The organism is Kitasatospora sp. NPDC093558, assembly GCF_040683475.1.
In the GTDB taxonomy this organism is placed as follows: Bacteria; Actinomycetota; Actinomycetes; order Streptomycetales; family Streptomycetaceae; genus Kitasatospora.
In genome coordinates this window covers 1-20,267 of record NZ_JBFBDY010000085.1, presented here as the reverse complement: position 1 = coordinate 20,267, position 20,267 = coordinate 1, and the positions used below count along the sequence as shown (strand labels likewise).

The window sequence follows — 20,267 nt, the reverse complement described above, 5'->3', positions numbered from 1 at the left end:
GTTGTTTTGTTGCCGGAATGGCAACAAAACAACCCGGCCCTGCGATGTCCGCTGGACGCCGGACGATTGATGCCGTGAGCCGGCCCGACGCTTCGACCTGGCGGGCTGGGCCGACTACGGCTACTGCGCGGCAGCTCCCGCACCCTGGCCGATCCCGTGTCGGTGCCACAAGGCCCAGGCCGCTCGGCGTTGGTGCGCCGGCGCCCTCGACGCTAGTGGGCGGCGACTGCGGGCCCCGCGTCCAGTTGGTGTGCCCACGGTGGGTTGGGGCCGGCGGCCGAGCAGGTGAGGGCGGCGACGCGGGCGGCGTAGTGGCAGGCGTCGGAGACCTCGTCGATGGTCAGGCCGTCGAGCCTTCCGCCCAGTCGGCCGGCGAGGGACAGGCGGTGGAGCAGCCCGGCGGTGAACGAGTCGCCGGCGCCGATGGTGTCCACGACGTCGACCGGCGGTGCGGGTACCCGCACCCGGACGCCGTCCAGGGAGGCCACCGCGCCGCGGGCGCCCAGGGTGATCACCACCAGTCGTACCCCGGCCAGGTGCCAGGCGTCGCAGGCGCGCTCGGGTGTCACACCGGGCATGAGCAGTTCCAGGTCGTCCGAGCTGAGGCGCAGGATGTCGGTCAGCGTGCACCAGCGGGCCAGGCGGGCCCGGTAGGTGCGTGGATCGACGAGCAGCGGGCGGACGTTGGGGTCGATGGAGATGGTGGTGCCGGTCCGCGCTCGCGCGAGCAGGCGCTCGATCCGCTCGCCTCCGGGCGCGCGGACCAGCGCGAGGGAGCCGGTGTGGAGACAGGCGGCGTCCTCGCTGTGGGCGGCGGCGAGTTCGGCGTCGGTCCACTGCCAGTCGGCAGTGGCCTGGGCGTGGAAGGAGTAGCGGGCCTGGCCCTGCTCGTCGAAGGTCGCGATGGCCATCGTGCTGGGCTCGGGTGCGGCGACGACGCCGGCGAGGTCGACGCCGGCGGAGGTCAGGTGGGTGCGGAAGAGCTCGCCGAAGGCGTCGGCGGAGATCCGGCCGAGGAAGCGAGTGGTGGTACCGAGCCGGGCGAGCGCCACAGCGGTGTTGGCCGGTCCGCCGCCCGGCAGCACGCGCAGGGCGAGCTCACCGGGGCGCTGCTGGAGGGTGTCGGCGAAGGCGTCGGCGACGCACTCGCCGAGGACGGCGATCGGGCGCTGGGCCATCGGTCCGCCTTTCGGGATCAAGTTCGGTCTGGAGGCCGGGACTTGGCCTCGGATCGGGCCCGCGGAGTTCGAGGATCGTTCCCGCGGATCGGTACGGGTCATTGCGGTCGCGTTACCCAGTCGTTACGGCTGCGGGGCTTGTGGCCTCGGTCACGCAGACTTCATCATCCTCGTCAAGCGGATGTCAACGCTGACATAAGTCAACGATGACAGTGCGGTTGCCGCCCACCCCAGGCCCTGCCCCCGAGGCCGCACCTCCTAGGAGCCACGATGTCTCGCACTCCCCACCCCACCCTGTTCAGAGCCTCCGCCGCCGTCCTGGTCGGCGCCATGGCGCTCACGCTGACCGCCTGTGGCTCGGGCTCGAAGGGCTCCGCCGATACCGGTTCCTCCGGAGGTGCGGTCAAGGTCGGCCTGATCACCAAGACCGACACCAACCCGTTCTTCGTCAAGATGAAGGAGGGTGCACAGAAGGCCGCCCAGGAGGACGGCGTCACGCTGAGCACGGCGGCCGGCAAGTTCGACGGCGACAACGCCGGTCAGATCGCCGCGATCGAGAACATGGTGGCCTCGGGTGTGAAGGGCATCCTGATCACGCCCAGCGACTCCAAGGCGATCCTGCCCGCGATCAAGAAGGCCCGGGACAAGGGTGTGCTGGTGATCGCCCTGGACAGCCCGACCGACCCGCAGGACGGCACCGACGCCCTGTTCGCCACCGACAACAAGCAGGCCGGCGTGCTGATCGGCCAGTACGCCAAGGCCGCCATGGCGGGCAAGAGCCCGAAGATCGCCACCCTGGACCTCGCCCCCGGCGTCGCCGTCGGCCAGCTGCGCCACGACGGCTTCCTGCAGGGCTTCGGCATCCCCGCGGGCGACCCGGCGCTGGCCTGTTCCCAGGACGCCGGCGGCGACCAGGCCAAGGCCCAGACCGCGATGGAGAACTGCCTCCAGAAGGCCCCCGACCTCAACCTCGTGTACACCATCAACGAACCCACCGCGTTGGGCGCGTACACCGCACTCAAGGCCAAGGGCCGGGAGAAGGACGTGATGATCGTCTCGATCGACGGCGGCTGCACCGGCACCCAGGCGGTCAAGGACGGGAAGATCGCGGCGACCTCGCAGCAGTACCCGCTGCTGATGGCCGAGAAGGGCGTCAAGGCGGTCGCCGACTTCGCCAAGACCGGTACCAAGGCCTCGGGTTACACCGACACCGGCGTCACCCTGATCACCGAAAAGCCGCAGACGGGCGTGGACTCCAAGGACACCGGCTTCGGCCTGGCCAACTGCTGGGGCTGATCCCCGCTCCGAAGCAGCGGCCCGGGCAGGACTCCCCGACCCGACCCCGCCCGGGCCGCTTCCGCTCTGCCGGTGCGACGCCGTCCGCTCGGCACGTCGACCGGCTCCACCGGCAAGGACCCTCCTCATGACGACATCCACCGCCCCGTACGCGGACCTCACCGGGCCGACGCTCGCTCGCCGGATCATGACCGCACCGACCGCGGGCCCGCTCGCCGCTCTCGTTCTGGCCTGCGCCTTCTTCTCCCTGACGACGGATCAGTTCCTCTCCGGCGGGAACTTCTCGCTGGTCATCCAGCAGGTGATGGTGGTCGGCACACTGGCCATCGGCCAGACGCTGATCATCCTGACCGCCGGCATCGACCTGTCCTGCGGGGCGGTGATGGCCTTCGGATCGATCATGATCGCGAAGCTGGCCGCGGAGGGCACGGTGCCGCCGCTGGCCGCGATCGCGCTCGGGCTCACGGTCTGCGCGGGCTTCGGACTGGTCAACGGTCTGCTGGTGAAGCTGATCCCGCTGCCGCCGTTCATCGTCACGCTCGGCATGCTGAACGTGGCCTTCGCCCTCACCCACATCTACTCGAAGGAGCAGACCGTCTCCGACCTGCCGAGCCGGCTGACGTTCCTCGGCAGCACGTTCCCGCTCGGCCGCACCGACGTAACCTACGGCTCGCTCGTCGCCCTGACCCTGTTCGCCCTCTTCGCCTACCTGCTGAGCAGCACGTCCTGGGGCCGGCACGTCTACGCCCTCGGCAACAGCTCCGAAGCCGCCCGGCTCAACGGCATCCGCATCGGCCGGCTCACCATCGGCCTGTACGCGCTGGCCGGACTGGTCTACGGTGTCGCCGCGCTGCTCCTGATCTCCCGCACCGGCGTCGGCGACCCGCAGGCCGGGCAGACGGACAACCTCGACAGCATCACCGCCGTGGTGCTCGGCGGCACCAGCCTGTTCGGTGGTCGCGGCAGCGTGCTCGGCTCGCTGATCGGTGCCCTCATCGTCGGAGTGTTCCGCAACGGCCTCCAGCTGATGGGCGTCGCGTCCATCTATCAGACGCTGATCACCGGCGTCCTGGTCATCCTCGCCGTCACCGTCGACCAGATCTCCCGGAAGAGGACCCGCTGATGAGCACCGAGACTCCCACCCCCGTCCTGCAGGCCCGCGGCCTGATCAAGCGCTACGGCCACGTCACCGCCATCGACGGCGCCGACTTCGACCTCCTGCCGGGAGAGGTCCTCGCCGTGATCGGCGACAACGGCGCCGGCAAGTCCAGCCTCGTCAAGGCCCTGACCGGGGCCGTCACCCCCGACGAGGGGGAGATCCGCCTGAACGGCGAGGTCATCCGCTTCAACGGCCCGCAGGACGCCCGGGCGCACGGCATCGAGACCGTCTACCAGGACCTCGCGGTCGCCGCCTCGATGGACATCGCCTCCAACATGTTCCTCGGCCGTGAACTGCGCCGGCCCGGCCCGCTCGGCAGTGTGCTGAGGATGCTCGACAAGAAGAGGATGCGCGAGGAGGCGGCCGAGCACATGGCCGACCTGAAGATCGGGCTGCGCTCGCTCACCCAGCCGGTCGAGACGCTCTCCGGCGGCCAGCGCCAGGCCGTGGCCGTGGCCCGCGCCGTCGCCTGGGCCCACAGCGTGGTGGTGATGGACGAGCCCACGGCCGCGCTCGGCGTCAAGGAGTCCGGACAGGTGCTCGACCTGATCCGCCGGGTCCGCGACAAGGGTCTCCCGGTGGTGCTCATCAGCCACAACATGCCCCACGTCTTCGAGATCGCCGACCGGATCCACGTGCACCGGATGGGCCGGCGCGCAGCCCTGATCAAGCCCGGCGACTACTCGATGTCGGAGGTGGTCGCCATCATGACCGGCGCGCTCACCGTCGACGAGGACGGCGGCGGTACCGTTGTCGCGGATGCCGGGGCCGCCAAGGCCGCCGGGATCGGCACCAACTGAGAAAAGAGTCCTCCGCAGTGGCCTCGCGCGCGAGACCCGGGCCGCTGCCTGGTGAAGGTGGGTACATGGCCGCGCCCCGTCGTACGACGCTGCACGATGTGGCTCAGGAGGTCGGCGTCAGCGCGAAAACCGTCTCCCGAGTGCTCAACGGCGACGGCCCGACCTCGGCGCAGACCCGCGAGAAGGTCCTGGCGGCGGTCGAGAGGCTGGGCTTCCACCCGAACCTGATGGCCCGCAACATCCGCACCGGTGGCCCCGACACCACCGTCGGACTGATCATCCCCGACATGGGCAACCCGTTCTTCGGCACCGTCGCCGGAGGAATCGAGGACGCGATCCGCGAACGCGGACTGACCCTGCTGATGGGCTCCAGCGCCGACGACCCCGACCGGGAACGGGCACTGACCAGCACCTTCCTGGCCCGCCGGGTCAGCGCCCTGATGGTGGCACCCACGGCCCGGGCCGACCACGCCCACCTGCGGGCGGCCCGCAGCGGCGGGATGCCGGTGATCTTCCTCGACCGGCCCGGCGCCGGCCTGACCGCCGACTGCGTAGTCAGCTCCAACCGGGACGGAGGCCGCGACGGCACCGCCCACCTGATCGCCGGCGGGCACCGGCGGATCGCCTTCGTCGGCGACCGGCCGGTGGGCCTCTTCACCCGCCGCGAGCGCCTGGCCGGCTATCGAGAGGCACTCGAGGCCGCCGGCCTGCCCTACGACCGCGCGCTGGTGGTCGACGGCCACACCCAGGCCGAGGCCACCGAGGCCACCATCCGACTGCTGCGGCAGGCGGAGCCGCCGACCGCGATCCTCGCCGCCAACAACCTGTCCGCCATGGGCACCGTACTCGGGCTGGCCCGCGCGGGCCGACGCGACATCGCCCTCGTCTCCTTCGACGACCTGCCGTTCGCGGAGGTGCTGGAACCCGCCATCACGGCCGTCGCCCAGGACCCGGCCGCCATCGGTGCCGCCGCGGCCGAACTCGCCCTCGCCCGCCTCGACGGAGACCGCAGCCGGGCCCGGACCGTCACCGTCCCCACCCGCCTCATCGTCCGCGGCTCCGGCGAACTCCCGCCCACGCCCTAGAGGTTCGGACCGGTCTCCGGGCAGAACGGCCCACCCGACATCGTTCCGACACGGCCGTCTCGCCGGGCCGGGCCTCGGCCTCGGCGAGGGGCCTGCGCAGGACTCGGCCTGCACCCCGCGGGATGCAGGCCGAGCCGGCTGCCGGGAGCCGGGTCAGGCCCCGGCGGACGCCAGCCGGGCATGGCGCCGGGCGGTCGCCTCGGCCGGGTCCAGCACCGGCACGGCGGCCAGCAGGCCCTTGGTGTAGGCGTGCTGGGGGGAGCCGTACACCGTGGCGGCGTCGCCCTGCTCCACGATCCGCCCGGCCCGCATCACCGCGACCCGGTCGCTCACCTGCCGGACCACGGCGAGGTCGTGGGCGATGAAGACCAGCGCCAGACCGAGGTCGCGCTGCAGCCTGCCCAGCAACTCGACCACCTGAGCCTGCGTGGTGACGTCCAGCGCGGAGACCGGTTCGTCGCAGACGATCAGTCGCGGCCGGGGTGCGAGCGCGCGGGCGATGCCGACCCGTTGCCGCTGCCCGCCGGAGAACTCGTGCGGATAGCGGTGGTACCAGTCGGCGTCGAGCCCCACGTGTTCGAGGAGCTCACCGACCCGGGCACGGATGCGGCGCTCGTCGCGCTCGCCGGCGACGCGGAGCGGGTCGGCGACGGACTCCCCGATGGTGCGGCGCGGGTTGAGCGAGGACGCCGGGTCCTGGAAGACCATCTGCAGCTCCCGTCGGAGCGGGCGCAGGTCCTTCTCCCCGAGTGCACCGATGTCCCGGCCGCGGTAGTGGAGCCGGCCACCGGTCGGCTCCAGCAGCCGGACGAGCATCCGCCCGAGCGTGCTCTTGCCCGAGCCGGACTCACCGACGATGCCCAGCGTCTCGCCGGACCGTACGGTGAGCGAGACGCCGTCCACGGCGGTGACGGGGGCGGTGCGCCGGACGACGCCGCGCGTGGCGAACTCCCGGCGCAGGTCGGCGGCTTCGAGCAGGACCTCGCCCGTGACAGGCCCCGCAGGCCCCGCAGACCCGGCAGGCCCGGCCGGAGCGCCCGGAACCTCCGGAGCGTCGACTCGCGGCACCGCCGACAGCAGCGCGCGGGTGTACGGCTCGCGCGGAGCGTGCAGCACCTGGGTGACCGGGCCGTGTTCCACCGCCCGGCCGTCCTTCATCACCAGCACCCGGTCGACGCTCCCGGCGACCACGCCCAGGTCGTGGCTGACCAGGACCAGCCCGGCCCCGGTCTCGGCGCGCAACTCGTGCAGCAGGTCGAGGATCTGGGCCTGGACGGTGACGTCGAGCGCGGTCGTCGGCTCGTCGGCGACCAGCAGCTGCGGCTCGCAGGCCAGGGCCATCGCGATCAGCACCCGCTGGCGCATGCCGCCGCTGAACTCGTGCGGACGTGACCGCGAGCGCCGGGCCGCGTCGGCGATGCCGACGCGGTCGAGCACCTCGACGGCCCGGGCCCTGGCCGCCCGGCGGGAGACGGCCCGATGCACCCGCACGACCTCGGCGATCTGGTCGCCCACCGCGTAGTACGGGTCGAGGGCGGAGAGCGGGTCCTGGAACACCATGGCCGCCAACCCGCCGCGCAGGCGCCGGAGTTCGTCGCCCTCGGCGGTGACGGCGTCGACGCCGGCGACCCGGACCGAGCCGCCGATCCGGGCGCCCGTCCCGTGGTGCAGGCCGAGCAGTCCGTAGGCGACGGTGCTCTTGCCCGAGCCGGACTCGCCGACGATGCCGAGCGCCTGCCCGGCCTCCAGGCTGAAGGTCACCCCGTCGACGGCGCGTACGTGGCCGTCGCCGACCGGGAACTCGACGACCAGGTCCCGGACGTCGACCAGGGCGGAGCCAGGAAGTTCGGCGCTCATGTCATGACCACCCTTCGGTCGGACACCGCGTAGAGCACGTCCGCGATGACATTGGCGAGGACCACGAAGAACCCGGTGACGAGGGTGAGCCCGACGACGGTCGGCAGGTCGATCAGGCCGACCGAGGTGACCAGCAGCTTGCCGAGCCCCGGGAGTCCGAACAACGACTCGGTCAGCACGGCGGACCCGAACACCGACCCGAGGTCCAGCGCGGTGAGCGCGATCACCGGGGTGAGCGCGCCGCGCATCGCGTGCCTGGTCACCAGGCGCCGTTCGCTGACGCCGTACGCCCGGAAGGTCCGGATGTGGTCCTCGGCGAGGGTCTCCAGCATGGCGGAGCGGGTCAGCCGGGCGTACTTGGCGGACTCGATGAGCGCGAGCGAGAACCAGGGCAGCAGCAGGCCCCAGAACCACTGCTGCGGGTCCTCGGTGAGCGGCACGTAGGCCGGGAACGGCAGCCACTGGAGCTGGGCGCAGAGGACGATGAGCAGCACCAGGCCGATGACGAACACCGGGACGGAGATGCCGGTCAGGGTCAGCGCGGTCAGCAGGCGCGCGCTGAGCCGGCCCCGGCGCAGCGCGGAGAGCAGCCCGGCGCCGACGCCGAGGACCAGCCAGATCACCATCGCGCCGAGCGCCAGCGAGGCCGTCACCGGGAGCCGGGCGGTGATCATGTCGGTGACCTGCTCGCCGCTGCGGTAGGAGATGCCCAGGCACGGCGCGGGGCAGTGCATCAGGCCCGTCCCGGCGCTGAAGTCGCGGCCGGCGACGACGCCTTGGAGGAAGTGGGCGTACTGGAGGTACACCGGTGCGTCGAGGCCGAGCCGTTCGCGCACCTGGAGGACCTGGGCCGGGCTGCACTTCTCGCCGCAGGCGAGCTGGGCGGGGTCGCCGGGGGCGATGTAGAACACCGCGTAGACGATCAGGGAGAGGGCGAGCAGGACGCCGGCCATGCCGACGGCCTTGCGGAGCAGGAAGCGGGTCATGCGGCGGCCTCCTCGGCGGTGCCCGACTCGGCGGTGTCCGACCGGGCGGCGTCCGACCGGCCGGTAGTCGAAGGGCCGGTGCCGCGTGCCGTTCCGACCCGCAGCCGGGAGGCCGCCCGTGGGTCGAGCTCGGTGCGGAGGGAGTCGCCGAGCACGGTGAAGGCGAGCACGGTGGTGAACAGCAGCGCGGACGGGAGCAGCACGTACATCGGGTCCGCCCGGAACCAGGTGGTCGCGCCGGAGAGCATCTGGCCCCACGACGCGGTCGGCGGCTTGACGCCCACGCCGAGGAAGGAGAGCCCGGCCTCGGAGATCACGTTCATCGGCAGCAGCACCGCCGCGTACGTGATGACCGGCGCGGCCAGGGACGGCAGCAGCTCCCGGCGGGCGATCCGCCACCGGGTGGCGCCGGCGAGCCGGGCCGCGGCCACGTAGTCGAGCTGCTTGAGGCTGAGCGTCTGGGCCCGGACCAGCCGGGAGGTGCCGCTCCAGCCCAGCAGTCCGATGACCAGCGTCAGCAGCAGCGGGCGGGGGAAGCCGGAGGGCACGATCGCCATCAGTGCGATGGCGAAGACCAGCGAGGGCAGCGCGAGCATCGCCTCGGTGGTGTTGCCGATCACCTGGTCGAGCAGCCGGCTGCCCAGGCCCGCGGCGAGGCCGAGCAGGACGCCGATGGCGACCTGGACGAGGGTGGCGCCGACGGCGACGAGCAGCGAGATCCGGGCGCCGTGCACCAGCCGGGCGAACACGTCGCGTCCGGTGCCCGGTTCGACGCCGAGCCAGTGCCCGGCGCTGACGCCGCCGAAGGAGCCGGTGGGCACGCCGCCGGCCGCCGAGTCGAGCAGGTCGTCGTGGAATCTGGTGGGGTCCTGCCCCGCGATCGCGCTGAGCAGCGGTGCCGCCACCGCGATCAGGGCGAGCAGGACGATGACGAGGCCGGCGGCGAGGGCGGCGCGCCGCGCGAGCAGCCGCCGCCACGCCTGTCGCCCCCCGGCGGCCGGGGAGGCCGCGCGGGCCTGCCCGGTTCTGGGTTCCTGTGGAGCCATGGTTGTTCGACCGATCCGTCCGATCCCGGCCGCTACTTGACCGCGACCTGGGAGATGTCGAGCACACCGGTCCAGTCGCTGATGACGATGTTGTGGACGTCCTTGCCGGCGAGCCGCTTGTAGACGGGGTGGAACAGCGGGACGGTGAGGGCCTGCTCGCCGATGCGCTTGTCCAGGGCGCCCCAGCGCTTGGCGGCCTCGGCGTGGTCGGTGATCGTGTTGATCCGGTCGATCTCGTCGTTCACCGACTGGTCGTTCAGCTGCGCGGAGTTGAAGTTGTAGCCGTCGGTGACGATCTGCCGGCCGTCGAAGACCGGCGCGAGGAACGGGCCGCCGGAGGGCCAGTCGGCGCCCCAGCCGGAGAGGAAGAGGCCGGGCTCGGTGCCGACGGTGTGGATCGTCTTGGAGTACTTGCTGCCGTCCAGCACCTCCAGCCGGACGGTGATCCCGGCCGCCTTCAGGCCGTCCTGGACGGCGGTGGCCAGGTTCGGGCCGTAGCCCTTGCCGGTCTCGGCGGAGTGGGTGAGCGTGATGGTCAGGCCGTCCGGGTAGCCGGCCTCCTTCAGCAGCTCCTTGGCCTTGTCCGGGTTGCCGGTGGCGCCGGCCGGGAACGGGTCGTAGGGCGTGTACCCGAAGGTCTCCTGGGCGGGCAGGTAGGTGGTGGCCACCTCGGCGAGCGAGGAGCCGCCGGCGGCGTTGACGACCGAGGTGCGGTTGACCGCGTAGGCGATCGCCTGCCGGACCTTGGGGTCGTCGAAGGGCTTCACCTTGGGGTTGAACGCCAGGTAGTCGACGTAGCCGAAGTGGCCGGTGCCGACGCGGGCGGCGAGGGCCGGGTCGTTCTTCGCCTGGGCGAGTTCGGACGGGCCGAGGTTGGTGTCGGTGGTGACGGCGGCCGCGTCGGCGCCGGTGCCGGCGGTGAGGCGCTGGTTGATCACCGCCGGGTCGAGGCCGGACTGCACGTCGATGGTGTCCGGGTACGCCTTGCGCTGGTCGTCCGTCGCCGCGGACCAGTTGGGGTTGCGCTTGAGGATGATGTGAGTGCCGTCGTTCTCGTTCTTCTCGACCTGGTAGGGGCCGGAGGAGACCGGGTGGTCCTGGTACTTCGATCCGGTGTCCTTGGCCTTCGGGACGGGGGCGAACTGGGTCTGGGTGGCCAGGTACGGGAAGTCGCCCTCGGGCTTGTCGAGGTGGAAGACGATGGTCTTCTCGTCCGGCGTCTCGATGGCGTCGAGGCCGCGGCCGTCCTTGTACGGGCCCTGGTAGTCCGCGGCGCCGACCAGCCAGTCCCTCAGGTACGGTGCCCCGCCCGAGAGTTCGGGAGCGAATGACCTCTCGATGCCGTACTTGATGTCGGCGGTGGTGATCGGCGAGCCGTCCTCGAACGTGAGGTTGTCCTTGAGGTGGTACGTCCACACCTTCGCGCCGTCCGAGGGGGTGCCGGTGTCGGTGGCGAGATCCGGGACCACCTTGGTACCGGCCGCGCCGTCGGCCCGGTTGCGGGTGGTGAGGGTGCGGAAGACGAGGGAGGGCACGTTCCCGCCGCCGGAGGTGTAGAGCCGTGCCGGGTCGAACTGGTCCTGCGGGTTCTGGTTGAGGACGGTGAGGGTGCCGCCCTGCCGCGGCGCGGCGTCCTTGCCGGTGCTCCCACCGCCGTCGGCCTTCGGTCCGCACGCCGCCACTGCGGCGACCAGCGCGACGGTGACGGCCGCCGCGGCGAGACGGCGAGGGGTGAACGTGGTTCGAGACATCGGAAAGGGGGCCTTTCGCTACCGATGGTGCACGGAGGAAGGCGGGCGACAGTCAGGCCTTGGGGAGGGTGCGCGGCACTGCGCCCGCAGGAAGGGCGACGCCCCGAGGCGGCGATCAGCGCAACGCGTCGGGACAGGCGGATTCAGTGACAGAGATTGTCGGAAACGCAGTGCGTGGCCACACCGATCAGCGCCAGCTCGATGGCGGCGCACTCGATCGGGTGACGGTCAGACATGCCGAGAAGACTGTATGACTTCAAGCGGAATGTCAAAGCTCCGGCCGTCGTTCGGCCACCACGGCCGGGTGTGTCGGGGTGCAGGCGCCGGGCGCTCACGGTTGGCTTTCGAGGGTGCGGAGACGATGGTTCGCCGATCGGCGAGCGGCCGGCGTCCTTGCCGTCGTCGTGGCAGGACTGGCGGCAGCGGGCTGGCTGGTGGCCGACGGGATGGAGCAGCGGCGGCCGCCGACCCCGGGGGCGGTGGAGCGCATGGTGTCGACGGGCACGCCTGGCGTGGCGACCCGGAGCCTGGGGCCGGCCGAGCCGACCCGGATCAGGATCCAGCGGATCGGGGTGGACGCGCCGGTCGTGGGGGTCGGGCTGGACGGCCAGGGGCACCTGGCATCGCCGTCCGACACCGACCGGAACCTGGCCGGCTGGTACCGCGACGGCGTCGCGCCCGGGCAGCCGGGCACGGCGCTCGTGCTGGGCCACGTCGACACCGGGCAGGGGCCGGCGGTGTTCTGGAAACTCGGTGCGCTGCACCGGGGCGACCTGATCGATCTCACCCGGTCGGACCAGCGGGCGGCCCACTTCGCCGTCGACGCGGTCGAGGTCTACGCCAAGTCCGGCTTTCCGGACGACAAGGTCTACGGGCAGACGGCCGACGCGCAGTTGCGGCTCATCACGTGCGGTGGCGGGTTCAGCAAGGCCCACGGCTACGACGGAAACGTCGTCGTGTACGCCCACCTGGCGGCCGCCGACTGACCGTCCACCACCCGAACAGGTCATCGTGCGCGGACATTGCGCGCTCCCCGGCCGGAGATGCGGGAGCCCGGCGGCGCGGGCTGGGATGAGAGCACGGGAGTGGTTCCCGTCGGACGCGCGACGTCTGTTCGACGCGCGACGTCCGTTCGGAGGATCCTTTGGAGGATCCCATGCGCATGTACCGCATGCTCGTCAGCGGCGGCCTCACCGCAGCCGCTGTGCTCCTGCCCACCGTCGGAGCGCTCGCCGCGAGCAATGTCGATGTCATCGAAGCCGTCAAGCCCACCATCGCCCCCGGCGACACGGAGGTGCTGAACACCGCCGAGACGACCTGCCCGAACGACTTGACCTTCGCGGGCACGGTGGAGGGCACGAGCTGGACGTTCACCCTCACCAAGGGCACGATGTCGCTGGTCGGCTTCCTCAAGATCCCGGCCGACGCCAAGCCCGGTACGTACACGGCGACCGGCAAGTGCCCGACCGGCGGCAAGGTCGTGTCCGGCACCTTCACCGTGACCGGCATGGCCCCGCAGGGCGCCGCCCACACCGGCCTGGGCGGCGGTTCGGGGATGAACGGCGCCGAGGTCGCCGCCGGTGGCGCACTCGCGCTGGCCGCCGGCGCCTCCGGAGTGGTGCTCCTGCGCCGCCGCCGGACCTGACCCCGCCGGCTCCTCGTGTGCCGCACCACTCGTCGGTGGTGCGGCACACGGCTGTGGGACCGGCTGCCACGCGACCGCCTCGGTGGGCTGCGACGCGGACCGGCTCCACGCCGTCACCTGGGGTGCCCACCGTGTCAGTGGGTGGGGCGGGTGGGCGCACCGGGGGAGCCGTGTTCCAGGTCGATCGGGTTCTCGACGTCGAGGGACGGCGTTGGCGCGGGCGACGGGGTGACGGTTGCGGCCGGGGTCGTGGGCGCGTGGGTTGCGGGCGGGGGAGCGGCGGCCGGGGGAGTGGCGGCCGGGGCCGTGCGGGACGGTCCGGGGGCGGGCGTGCCCGGGGACGCCGGGACGGTCGGCGAAGCGGCCGTCGTGGTGGTCGATGCCGTCCCCGTGACGGTCGAGGCCGCGGCCGAAGGCGTTGGCGTGACGTCGGTGGTGGTGGCGGCGGTGGTGGCCGGGGGCGGGCTGGAGGGCGGGGTGTTGCCGCTCTTGTCCGCGTCGCAGGCCGAGGCGGTGCCGAGCGCGGTGAGGACGAGGACGGCGATTCCCACGGCTCTGGGTCGGTACATGGCGTGGGATCTCCCGGGTCTGGCGGACGGTGTGGCCATGGGACGACCTCCGTGCCGGTTCGGTTCCGTGCGGTGCGGCGGCCCCACCGGCCGAAGGAGCGGGTGGGGCCGCACGCGAGGGTGACCGTCAGCCGGCGATCTTCCACAGGCCGCGGCCGTGGGTGGCGGCCATCAGGTAGCTGCCGTCGGGGGAGACGGTCAGGTCGGAGACGGAGGCGTTCGGCAGGCCGGCGCCGAGGCGGTTCCAGGTGCCGGTGCCGGTGGCGCGGAAGACGCCGACGTCGCCGCCGACGACGACCCGGCCCTTCCAGATCTTCACCACGCTGAACGGGGCGTCCGGCAGGTTGCCGCTGATGTCCGTCCAGTGCGCGCCGCCGTCGCGGGACTCGAAGACGTGGCCGACACCGGCGCCGTCGATCCAGTGGCGGCTGTACGAGCCGTAGACCGCGAAGACGTGCCCGGCGTCGGCCGGGTCGACGGTCAGGCCGGTGACGAAACGGTTCGGCAGCTCGGGCGCGCTGATCCGGTGCCAGGCGCCACCGTAGTTCGTGTCGATGCCGGAGGTGAACGGCGTGGCGGCGCCGGGGTTGCAGCCGTTGCCGGTGCCGCACCAGCCGACGTACGTGGTGGTGCCGGAGACGGCGACGGCGGTGGAGGCGTTGCCCGCGCCCAGGTCGCGGACCGCCTTCCAGTCGCAGACCTTCTGCCAGCAGGTGGTGTCCCAGCCCTTGCCCTGGTTGTCCCAGACGTACCGGCCGCCCGCGACCCAGTGATCGGCGTTGCCGGGGTCGGCGGAGAACGGCGCGTTGAAGCGGCCGTCGGTCTCGCACGGGCTGGTCTTGTTCTGCTTGCAGTTGGGCGTCACGTAGTACCAACTGTGGCCGCCGTCATCGGACTTGGCCATCGCGAGGTTGGTGTACTCGGCGACCACCCGGTTGCCGTTCTTCGGGTCGACGACGACGTCGAAGCCGTCACCGCCCTTGGGCTCGGCCATGTGGTCGCCGCCCGGGGTGAGCACCGAGTAGCCGTTGTCCTGCAGGCCGCCCCAGGCGATGTCGCCCTTGCCGTCGGGGGAGGCGCCGAGGCCGCCGTAGAAGTACTGCAGGGTGCGCAGGGTGGCGTTGCGGTCGGTCCACTTCACGACCTTGCGCAGCGCGGCCGGGCGGGACCACACGCCGCCGTCGTTGCCGAAGTACGCCGTGCCGTCGGGGGCGACGACGGCGGCGTGCTGGTCGGGGTGGGTGGTGTCCGGGCAGGTGTTCTTGGCCGGATCGTCGTCGTAGCAGGGCAGGTCGTAGTTCCAGTACGGCCCGATGGTGTCCCAGCTCTTCCCGCCGTCGGAGGTCTCGTAGATGTCCTCCAGGCCGAGGTAGACGTGGTTCGGGTCGGCCGGGTCGACGGTCACGTACTGGTCGTACCAGGCCTGCGCGCCCGGAGTGCCGGCCCGGCCGCCGGAGGCCTTGAGCTTGGCGGCGTCGGCGAGCCTGGTCCAGGGGCCGGAGACGTCGCCGGAGTCGGCGGAGTAGACGCCGCCCAGGCTGACGTTGGTCGGGTCCTCGACGACGGCGTAGAGCTTGCTCCCGTCGGGGGTCCAGCCGAAGGTGGTGCGGCCGAAGTGGCCGGCGGCGAGGTCACCGGTGGGGGTGGCCTTGGTCCAGGTCGCGCCCGCGTCGCCGGAGACGTAGAAGCCGTTGTACTGGAGGTCGTCGGCCTTGGTACCGCCGCGCCAGCCGAGCGCGGCGACAACCGTCTGGCCGTGGCTGCCGGGCCGCACGCGCACGTCGGTGACGAAGGACGTGCGGTAGGGCGAGCCGGCCGGGTTGGGGTCCGGCTTGAGGACGGTCTGCCACGGGCTGCGGATCTGCTTCGACGGGTGCTTCAGCAGGCCCTGGTTGGTTGCGACGTAGACCTGGTTGTTCTCGGCGAAGGAGATCCGGAACACCATGCTGTTCGCGACCCGGTCGCCGACGAGCTGGAAGGTCTGCCCGTGGTCGGTGGAGCGGTAGATGCCACCGCCCGCGATGCCGTCGGCGTTGCTGTTCGCCTCGCCGGTGCCGACCCACAGCGAGTGGTCGGCCGGGTTCACCGCGACCGCGCCGATGGAGAGGGTGTCCTGCTGGTCGAACACCGGGCTCCAGTGGGCGCCCTGGTCGGTCGAGCGCCAGACGCCACCGCCCGCGGCACCGGCGTACAGGTACGGCCCGTCCACGGCGAGCGAGGTGATCCGGCCGGAGGCGACGCCGTGACCGGCCATGTGCGGGCCGAGCTGGTACGAGTGGTCCGAGGTGTTGTACGGCGGGCTGGAGAGCTCGCTCCACCGGCCGCCGCCGGTGGCAAGGCCGTTGGCGCTCTGGCGGCCGGCGGCGAAGGCCTCCGAACTGACCGTCGTGCCGGGGGCGGTGCGGACGGCGCTGTACGCGGCGTCGGCGGCCAGGATGTCGGCGCTCTCGCCGCCTCCCTCGCCGCCGTCCTCGTCCCCGAAGGCCTCCGGCCCGAACGGCGGTAGGGCCGATCCGTCGGTGACGACGGTGCCGGGGGCTCCGGCGGGGGAATCGGCCGGTGCGGCATGGCCGGGTATCGCGTTGAACAGCAGCAGAGCGGGCAGGACCGCGCTCAGGGCTACGCGGGTTGCGCGGCGCCTGGCTGAACTCATCGGGGCTCCTCACGGATTACGCAGAAGTGCGGCCCCAACCTGCCCTCTTTGATCATTTCAAGGAAGAGCTGTGCAAGAGTATTTGCCGATGCGTTAGATATCGAGTGCGAACGATGCCCGAAACTGATCCCCCGGCCGCGGAGACCAAGTTGCGGCGCAGGGTATTCCGTTGTTCTGAACAGATTTCACAGAATTGAGCTTCAATCGTTCGCCGACCGGGCTTCGGTCCGCTCGGTCGGGGCGTGCGACCACGCGGGGTGGTGGCGGGCCCGGGGGTGGTCGGCCGTGTGTCGGCGGACGGCGCGCTGCCGTTCCGCGCCTTGGGGTGGTGACCTCGGCACTTATCAGTGAATCTGAAAATAAAGACAAAGAACAAACTCCGTGTACGTTCGGTAGGCCGCGTCTCACCGCGAGACGAATGAGCACTCGCATGGGTGAAATCGGCGCAGGAAGTTTGGCTCCCGTGGGCATGGTTCGATTACGGTGTTCCGGAGAGCGGGTGGCGGGTGCCATCGACGGGAAATTCGGCCCGGTGGGTGAATTCACGGTTCCGCGTGGACTGCTTCCGTCCGCCGGGCTGTGCGCTGCTCCGGTGTTCGCAGTGCCCGGGTTCCCTGTCATACGTATGCGTAGAGAGGATGGAGCATTATGCCGCCCGTAGTATCGCGGCGGTCGGCCGTCGGCCTGTCGGCCGTACCGATTCCCCCCAAGGACTTCCATTCCGTCGCAGTAATCCGCCGTGCGCAGGAATTCCGCCGCGCCCACTGACGGACCAATCTGCGACCTCCGCAAGCAGGTGATCGTACACATGCCCTCTTTGCTGGGTGCCGCAGCCGGGAATCGCTCCGTGATTTCGGACGTGTGCCCGCGCTCGGTCATTCCGGGACGCCGGCACTGGGACGTCGAGCTGGTTCTCGGACGGCCCCGGACGGCCGAAGTCCTCGCCGCCGCCCTGCGGCGCGTCCCCGGGATCACCGAGGCGCAGGCGAGCCCGGTCACCGGTGGGGTGGCGGGGGGCACCCACGAGGAACTCCTCGCCCGGCACGGACTCTACGCATCCCTCTGGCAGCTCCAGGCCGGCGAACTCGCCGCCTGACCGCACCACTTGCGCCACCCGCCCGTGTGACGTCGCCGCCGTCGGTCGGCGCGGTCCTACGCCCTGCCACCAAGCCTGCCCGCACCTCCGGAGGTACTCCCATGTCCCGTCGCGACGGCGACTCCCTTCCCCTGACGGCGGCCCAGCGCGAGATCTGGCTCGCCGAGCAGCGTTCCCGGACGGTGATCGGGGGCTACCGCATCGGCGAGTACCTGGAGATCCACGGGCCGGTCGACGCGGAGCGGTTCGAGGCGGCGGTGCGGCGGGTGGTCGGCGAGGTCGACGCCCTGCACGTGGGCTTCGTCGAGGACGGGGACGGTCCGCGCCAGGTCGTCCGCGAGGCCCGGGACCGGGACGGGGCACCGGCCTTCGTCGACCTCAGTGCGGAGCCGGCACCGCTCGCAGCGGCCCGGGCGTGGATGGAGGAGGACCGGATCCGCCCGCTCGACCTCGGCCGCGATCCGCTGTTCAGCCTCGCGCTGATCAGGCTCTCGCCGACGCGCCACCTCTGGTACCAGAGCTACCACCACCTGGTGATGGACGGGTACGGCTACGCCCTCGTCCGGCAGCGGGTCGCGCAGACGTACACGGCGCTGGCCGAGGGCGGGGAGGTGCCGCCGTGCGCGTTCGGCTCGCTGGACGACCTGGTGGCGGCGGACGCCGCCTACCGCGCCTCGGTGCAGTTCGCCACGGACCGGGCGTACTGGATGGAGCGCTTCGCCGATCGCCCGGAGCCCGCCCGGATCGCCGGCCGGGTCCCGGGCGGTCCGGCCCGGTCCATGCGCCGCACCGGGGAGTCCGAGCTCCTGCATCCGGATGCGTTCCGGGCTGCGGCCGGGCGGGCCGGCGTCCGGTGGTCCCGTCTGCTGATCGCGGCGACGGCTCTCTACGCACACCGGCTGACCGGCTCCCAGGACGTGGTGCTCTGCCTTCCCGTCACCGGCCGGCAGCGGTCCGAAGCCGATCTGATGCCGGTGCCCGGCGCCGTATCCAACGTGGTGCCCCTGCGCCTGGCCGTGCGGCCCGGCATGAGGTGGCGCGAACTCGTCACGCAGGTGGCGGGTGAGGTGGACGCGGCCCTGGCACACCAGCGTTATCGGAGCGAGGACCTGCTGCGGGACCTCGGCGCGCCCGGCACCATCGGGACGGCCTTCCCGCTGGTCGTCAACGTCATGGCCTTCGACGCCGGGCCGAGCTTCGCCGGGCACCCCGCCGCCGTGCACCACTTCGTCTCCGGATCGACCTCCGACCTGGCCGTCTGGGCATTCGCCCGCCGGGACGGCAGCGGCCTGCGGCTCGTGCTCAACGGCGCGCCGGACGCTTACGGAGACGAAGAACTCGCCGCCCACCAGCAGCGGCTGACGGCGCTGCTGGACACCATCGCGGCTTGCGAACCGGACGCGTTGGTGGGCCGGATCGACCTGCTCACGGCCGAAGAGCGCGGCGAGTTGTCGGCGACCGCCACGGGGCCGGTGCTGGGGGTACCGGCCGGGAGTCTGCCGGAGATGTTCGCGGCGCAGGTGGCTGCGGCGCCGGATGCGGTCGCGGTGGTGAGCGGCGAAGTCCAGCTGACGTACGGTCAGTTGAACGCCCGCGCCAACCGGTTCGCGCATGCGCTGATCGCTCGGGGTGTCGGTCCGGAGCAGGTCGTGGCGGTGGCGTTGCCGCGGTCGGTGGAGTCGGTGGTGGCCATCCTCGGTGTCCTGAAGGCGGGTGCGGCGTACCTGCCGGTGGATCCGGCCTATCCGGAGTCGCGCATCGCGTTCATGCTGGAGGACGCGCGGCCGGTGGTGGTGGTCGACGACCCGGCCATGGTGACCGAAGGGGACTTCCCGGACAGCGATCCGGAGGTCGCGCTCGACGTCCGGCACCCGGCGTACGTGATCTACACCTCGGGCTCGACGGGCCGGCCCAAGGGCGTCGTCGTCGGCCACGGCGGTGTGGCCAGTCTGGTCGCCGCCCAGATCGAGCGGTTCGCGATCGAACCCGACAGCCGGGTACTGCAGTTCGCCTCGCCGAGCTTCGACGCGTCGGTGTCGGAGGTCTTCACCGCCCTGCTGCGCGGTGCGGCCCTGGTGCTGCCCCCTGCCGCGGACCCGGTCGCCGTGCTGACCGACCCGGGCCTCGGCGTGACCCACGTGACCGTGCCCCCGTCCGTCCTGGCGGTCCTGCCCGAGGACGCGGTGGGTGTGTCGACGCTGGTGGTGGCGGGCGAGGCGTGTGGGCCCGAGCTGGTGGCTCGCTGGGCGCCGGGCCGCCGGATGATCAACGCGTACGGTCCGACGGAGACGACGGTGTGCGCGACGATGAGCGACCCGCTCGCGCCGGAGCCGGGTGTGCCGCCGATCGGCCGTCCGATCGCCAACGCCGTTGTGTATGTGCTGGACGGGCTCCTGAACTTGGCGCCGCCAGGGGTGGCGGGGGAGTTGTACGTCGCGGGTGCCGGGCTGGCGCGCGGGTATCTGAACCGGCCGGGGCTGACCGCCGGGCGGTTCGTGGCCTGCCCGTTCGGTCCGGCGGGCGCGCGGATGTACCGCACCGGGGACCTGGTGCGTTGGCGCGCGGACGGCGAGCTGGAGTACCTCGGCCGCGCCGACGACCAGGCGAAGGTGCGCGGCTTCCGGATCGAACCCGGCGAGATCGAGGCCGTCCTCGCCGAACAGCCGGAGCTCGCGCGGGCCGCCGTGGTGGTGCGGACCGACGAGGAACCCCGGCTGGTCGCCTACGCCGTCCCCGCGGCTGGGCGGGACGTCCAGCCGGAGGCGCTGCGGGCCCGGCTGCGGGAGCGGCTGCCGAAGTACCTGGTGCCGTCCGCGTTCGTGGTGCTGGACGCGCTGCCGCTGACCCCGAACGGCAAGCTCGACCGGCGGGCCCTGCCGGCCCCCGAGCGGCAGCCCGCCGCGCCGGGCCGCGCCCCGCGCACCGCGACCGAGCACCTGCTCGCCGGGCTCTTCGCCGAGGTCCTCGGGGTCTCCGGGCCCGGGCTGGACGACAGCTTCTTCGACCTCGGCGGGCACTCGCTGCTGGCCACCCGGCTGGTCGCCCGGGCCCGCTCGGCCCTCGGCGTGGAGCTGCGGCTCGGCGACCTGTTCGACGCGCCGACGGTGGCGGAACTGGCGGCGGCAGTGGACGGTGCGGGCCGGGCC

At 72.2% G+C, this 20,267-nt stretch carries 15 protein-coding genes; 8 read left to right on the top strand and 7 right to left on the bottom strand.

All coding sequences use genetic code 11. The annotated features are described in order from the left end of the window. Nucleotides 1–212: 212 nt before the first annotated feature. Nucleotides 213–1,178, bottom strand: coding sequence for a carbohydrate kinase (locus AB0O00_RS11955; protein WP_363650725.1), 966 nt, complete (start codon nt 1,176–1,178; stop codon nt 213–215). 270 nt (nt 1,179–1,448) lie between these two features. Here AB0O00_RS11955 and AB0O00_RS11950 point away from each other — a divergent pair, with 270 nt between their 5' ends. The 4 genes from AB0O00_RS11950 (at nt 1,449) to AB0O00_RS11935 (ending at nt 5,518) form a co-directional block, all read left to right on the top strand. Next, nucleotides 1,449–2,474, top strand: coding sequence for a sugar ABC transporter substrate-binding protein (locus tag AB0O00_RS11950; RefSeq protein WP_363650723.1), 1,026 nt, complete (start codon nt 1,449–1,451; stop codon nt 2,472–2,474). Between the two features lie 127 nt (nt 2,475–2,601). After that, nucleotides 2,602–3,597 (top strand): ABC transporter permease, encoded by a 996-nt coding sequence (locus tag AB0O00_RS11945; RefSeq protein WP_363650721.1) that lies wholly within the window; start codon nt 2,602–2,604, stop codon nt 3,595–3,597. Next, nucleotides 3,594–4,433 carry an ATP-binding cassette domain-containing protein gene (locus tag AB0O00_RS11940; protein ID WP_363650727.1) on the top strand — a complete coding sequence of 280 codons (840 nt, stop codon included), beginning with the start codon at nt 3,594–3,596 and terminating at the stop codon, nt 4,431–4,433. The genes AB0O00_RS11945 and AB0O00_RS11940 overlap by 4 nt, the downstream gene beginning before the upstream one ends. A 65-nt stretch (nt 4,434–4,498) precedes the next feature. Continuing rightward, nucleotides 4,499–5,518: a LacI family DNA-binding transcriptional regulator gene (locus tag AB0O00_RS11935; protein WP_363650720.1), complete on the top strand. Its 1,020-nt coding sequence runs from the start codon at nt 4,499–4,501 to the stop codon at nt 5,516–5,518. Between the two features lie 153 nt (nt 5,519–5,671). Here the strand turns inward: AB0O00_RS11935 and AB0O00_RS11930 are convergent, their stop codons facing one another. From AB0O00_RS11930 to AB0O00_RS11915, 4 genes are read right to left on the bottom strand one after another with little or no spacing between them, the layout of a single operon-like run. Continuing rightward, nucleotides 5,672–7,375: an ABC transporter ATP-binding protein gene (locus AB0O00_RS11930; RefSeq protein WP_363650719.1), complete on the bottom strand. Its 1,704-nt coding sequence runs from the start codon at nt 7,373–7,375 to the stop codon at nt 5,672–5,674. Then, nucleotides 7,372–8,361, bottom strand: coding sequence for an ABC transporter permease (locus AB0O00_RS11925; RefSeq protein ID WP_363650717.1), 990 nt, complete (start codon nt 8,359–8,361; stop codon nt 7,372–7,374). The genes AB0O00_RS11930 and AB0O00_RS11925 overlap by 4 nt, the downstream gene beginning before the upstream one ends. Then, entirely contained in the window at nt 8,358–9,407 is a 1,050-nt protein-coding gene (locus tag AB0O00_RS11920; protein WP_363650715.1) for an ABC transporter permease, read from the bottom strand. Before AB0O00_RS11920 ends, AB0O00_RS11925 begins: the two co-directional genes overlap by 4 nt. Nucleotides 9,408–9,439: 32 nt before the next feature. Continuing rightward, on the bottom strand, nt 9,440–11,158 hold the full coding sequence (locus tag AB0O00_RS11915; protein WP_363650713.1) for an ABC transporter substrate-binding protein: 1,719 nt from the start codon (nt 11,156–11,158) through the stop codon (nt 9,440–9,442). 404 nt (nt 11,159–11,562) lie between these two features. Here AB0O00_RS11915 and AB0O00_RS11910 point away from each other — a divergent pair, with 404 nt between their 5' ends. Both AB0O00_RS11910 and AB0O00_RS11905 read left to right on the top strand, forming a co-directional pair. Continuing rightward, nucleotides 11,563–12,144: a class F sortase gene (locus AB0O00_RS11910; RefSeq protein WP_363650712.1), complete on the top strand. Its 582-nt coding sequence runs from the start codon at nt 11,563–11,565 to the stop codon at nt 12,142–12,144. A gap of 170 nt (nt 12,145–12,314) precedes the next feature. After that, on the top strand, nt 12,315–12,803 hold the full coding sequence (locus tag AB0O00_RS11905) for a hypothetical protein (protein WP_363650710.1): 489 nt from the start codon (nt 12,315–12,317) through the stop codon (nt 12,801–12,803). Between the two features lie 134 nt (nt 12,804–12,937). Here the strand turns inward: AB0O00_RS11905 and AB0O00_RS11900 are convergent, their stop codons facing one another. After that, entirely contained in the window at nt 12,938–13,372 is a 435-nt protein-coding gene (locus tag AB0O00_RS11900) for a hypothetical protein (RefSeq protein ID WP_363650708.1), read from the bottom strand. Between the two features lie 127 nt (nt 13,373–13,499). Further along, complete coding sequence (locus AB0O00_RS11895; RefSeq protein WP_363650706.1) at nt 13,500–16,025, bottom strand: glycosyl hydrolase; 2,526 nt, start codon at nt 16,023–16,025, stop codon at nt 13,500–13,502. A gap of 847 nt (nt 16,026–16,872) precedes the next feature. Here AB0O00_RS11895 and AB0O00_RS11890 point away from each other — a divergent pair. Together AB0O00_RS11890 and AB0O00_RS11885 are read left to right on the top strand one after the other, a co-directional pair. Beyond that, nucleotides 16,873–17,121: a hypothetical protein gene (locus tag AB0O00_RS11890; RefSeq protein WP_363650704.1), complete on the top strand. Its 249-nt coding sequence runs from the start codon at nt 16,873–16,875 to the stop codon at nt 17,119–17,121. Nucleotides 17,122–17,222: 101 nt separating this feature from the next. Continuing rightward, a partial coding sequence (locus AB0O00_RS11885; protein ID WP_363650702.1) for an amino acid adenylation domain-containing protein occupies nt 17,223–20,267 on the top strand: 3,045 nt, incomplete at its 3' end.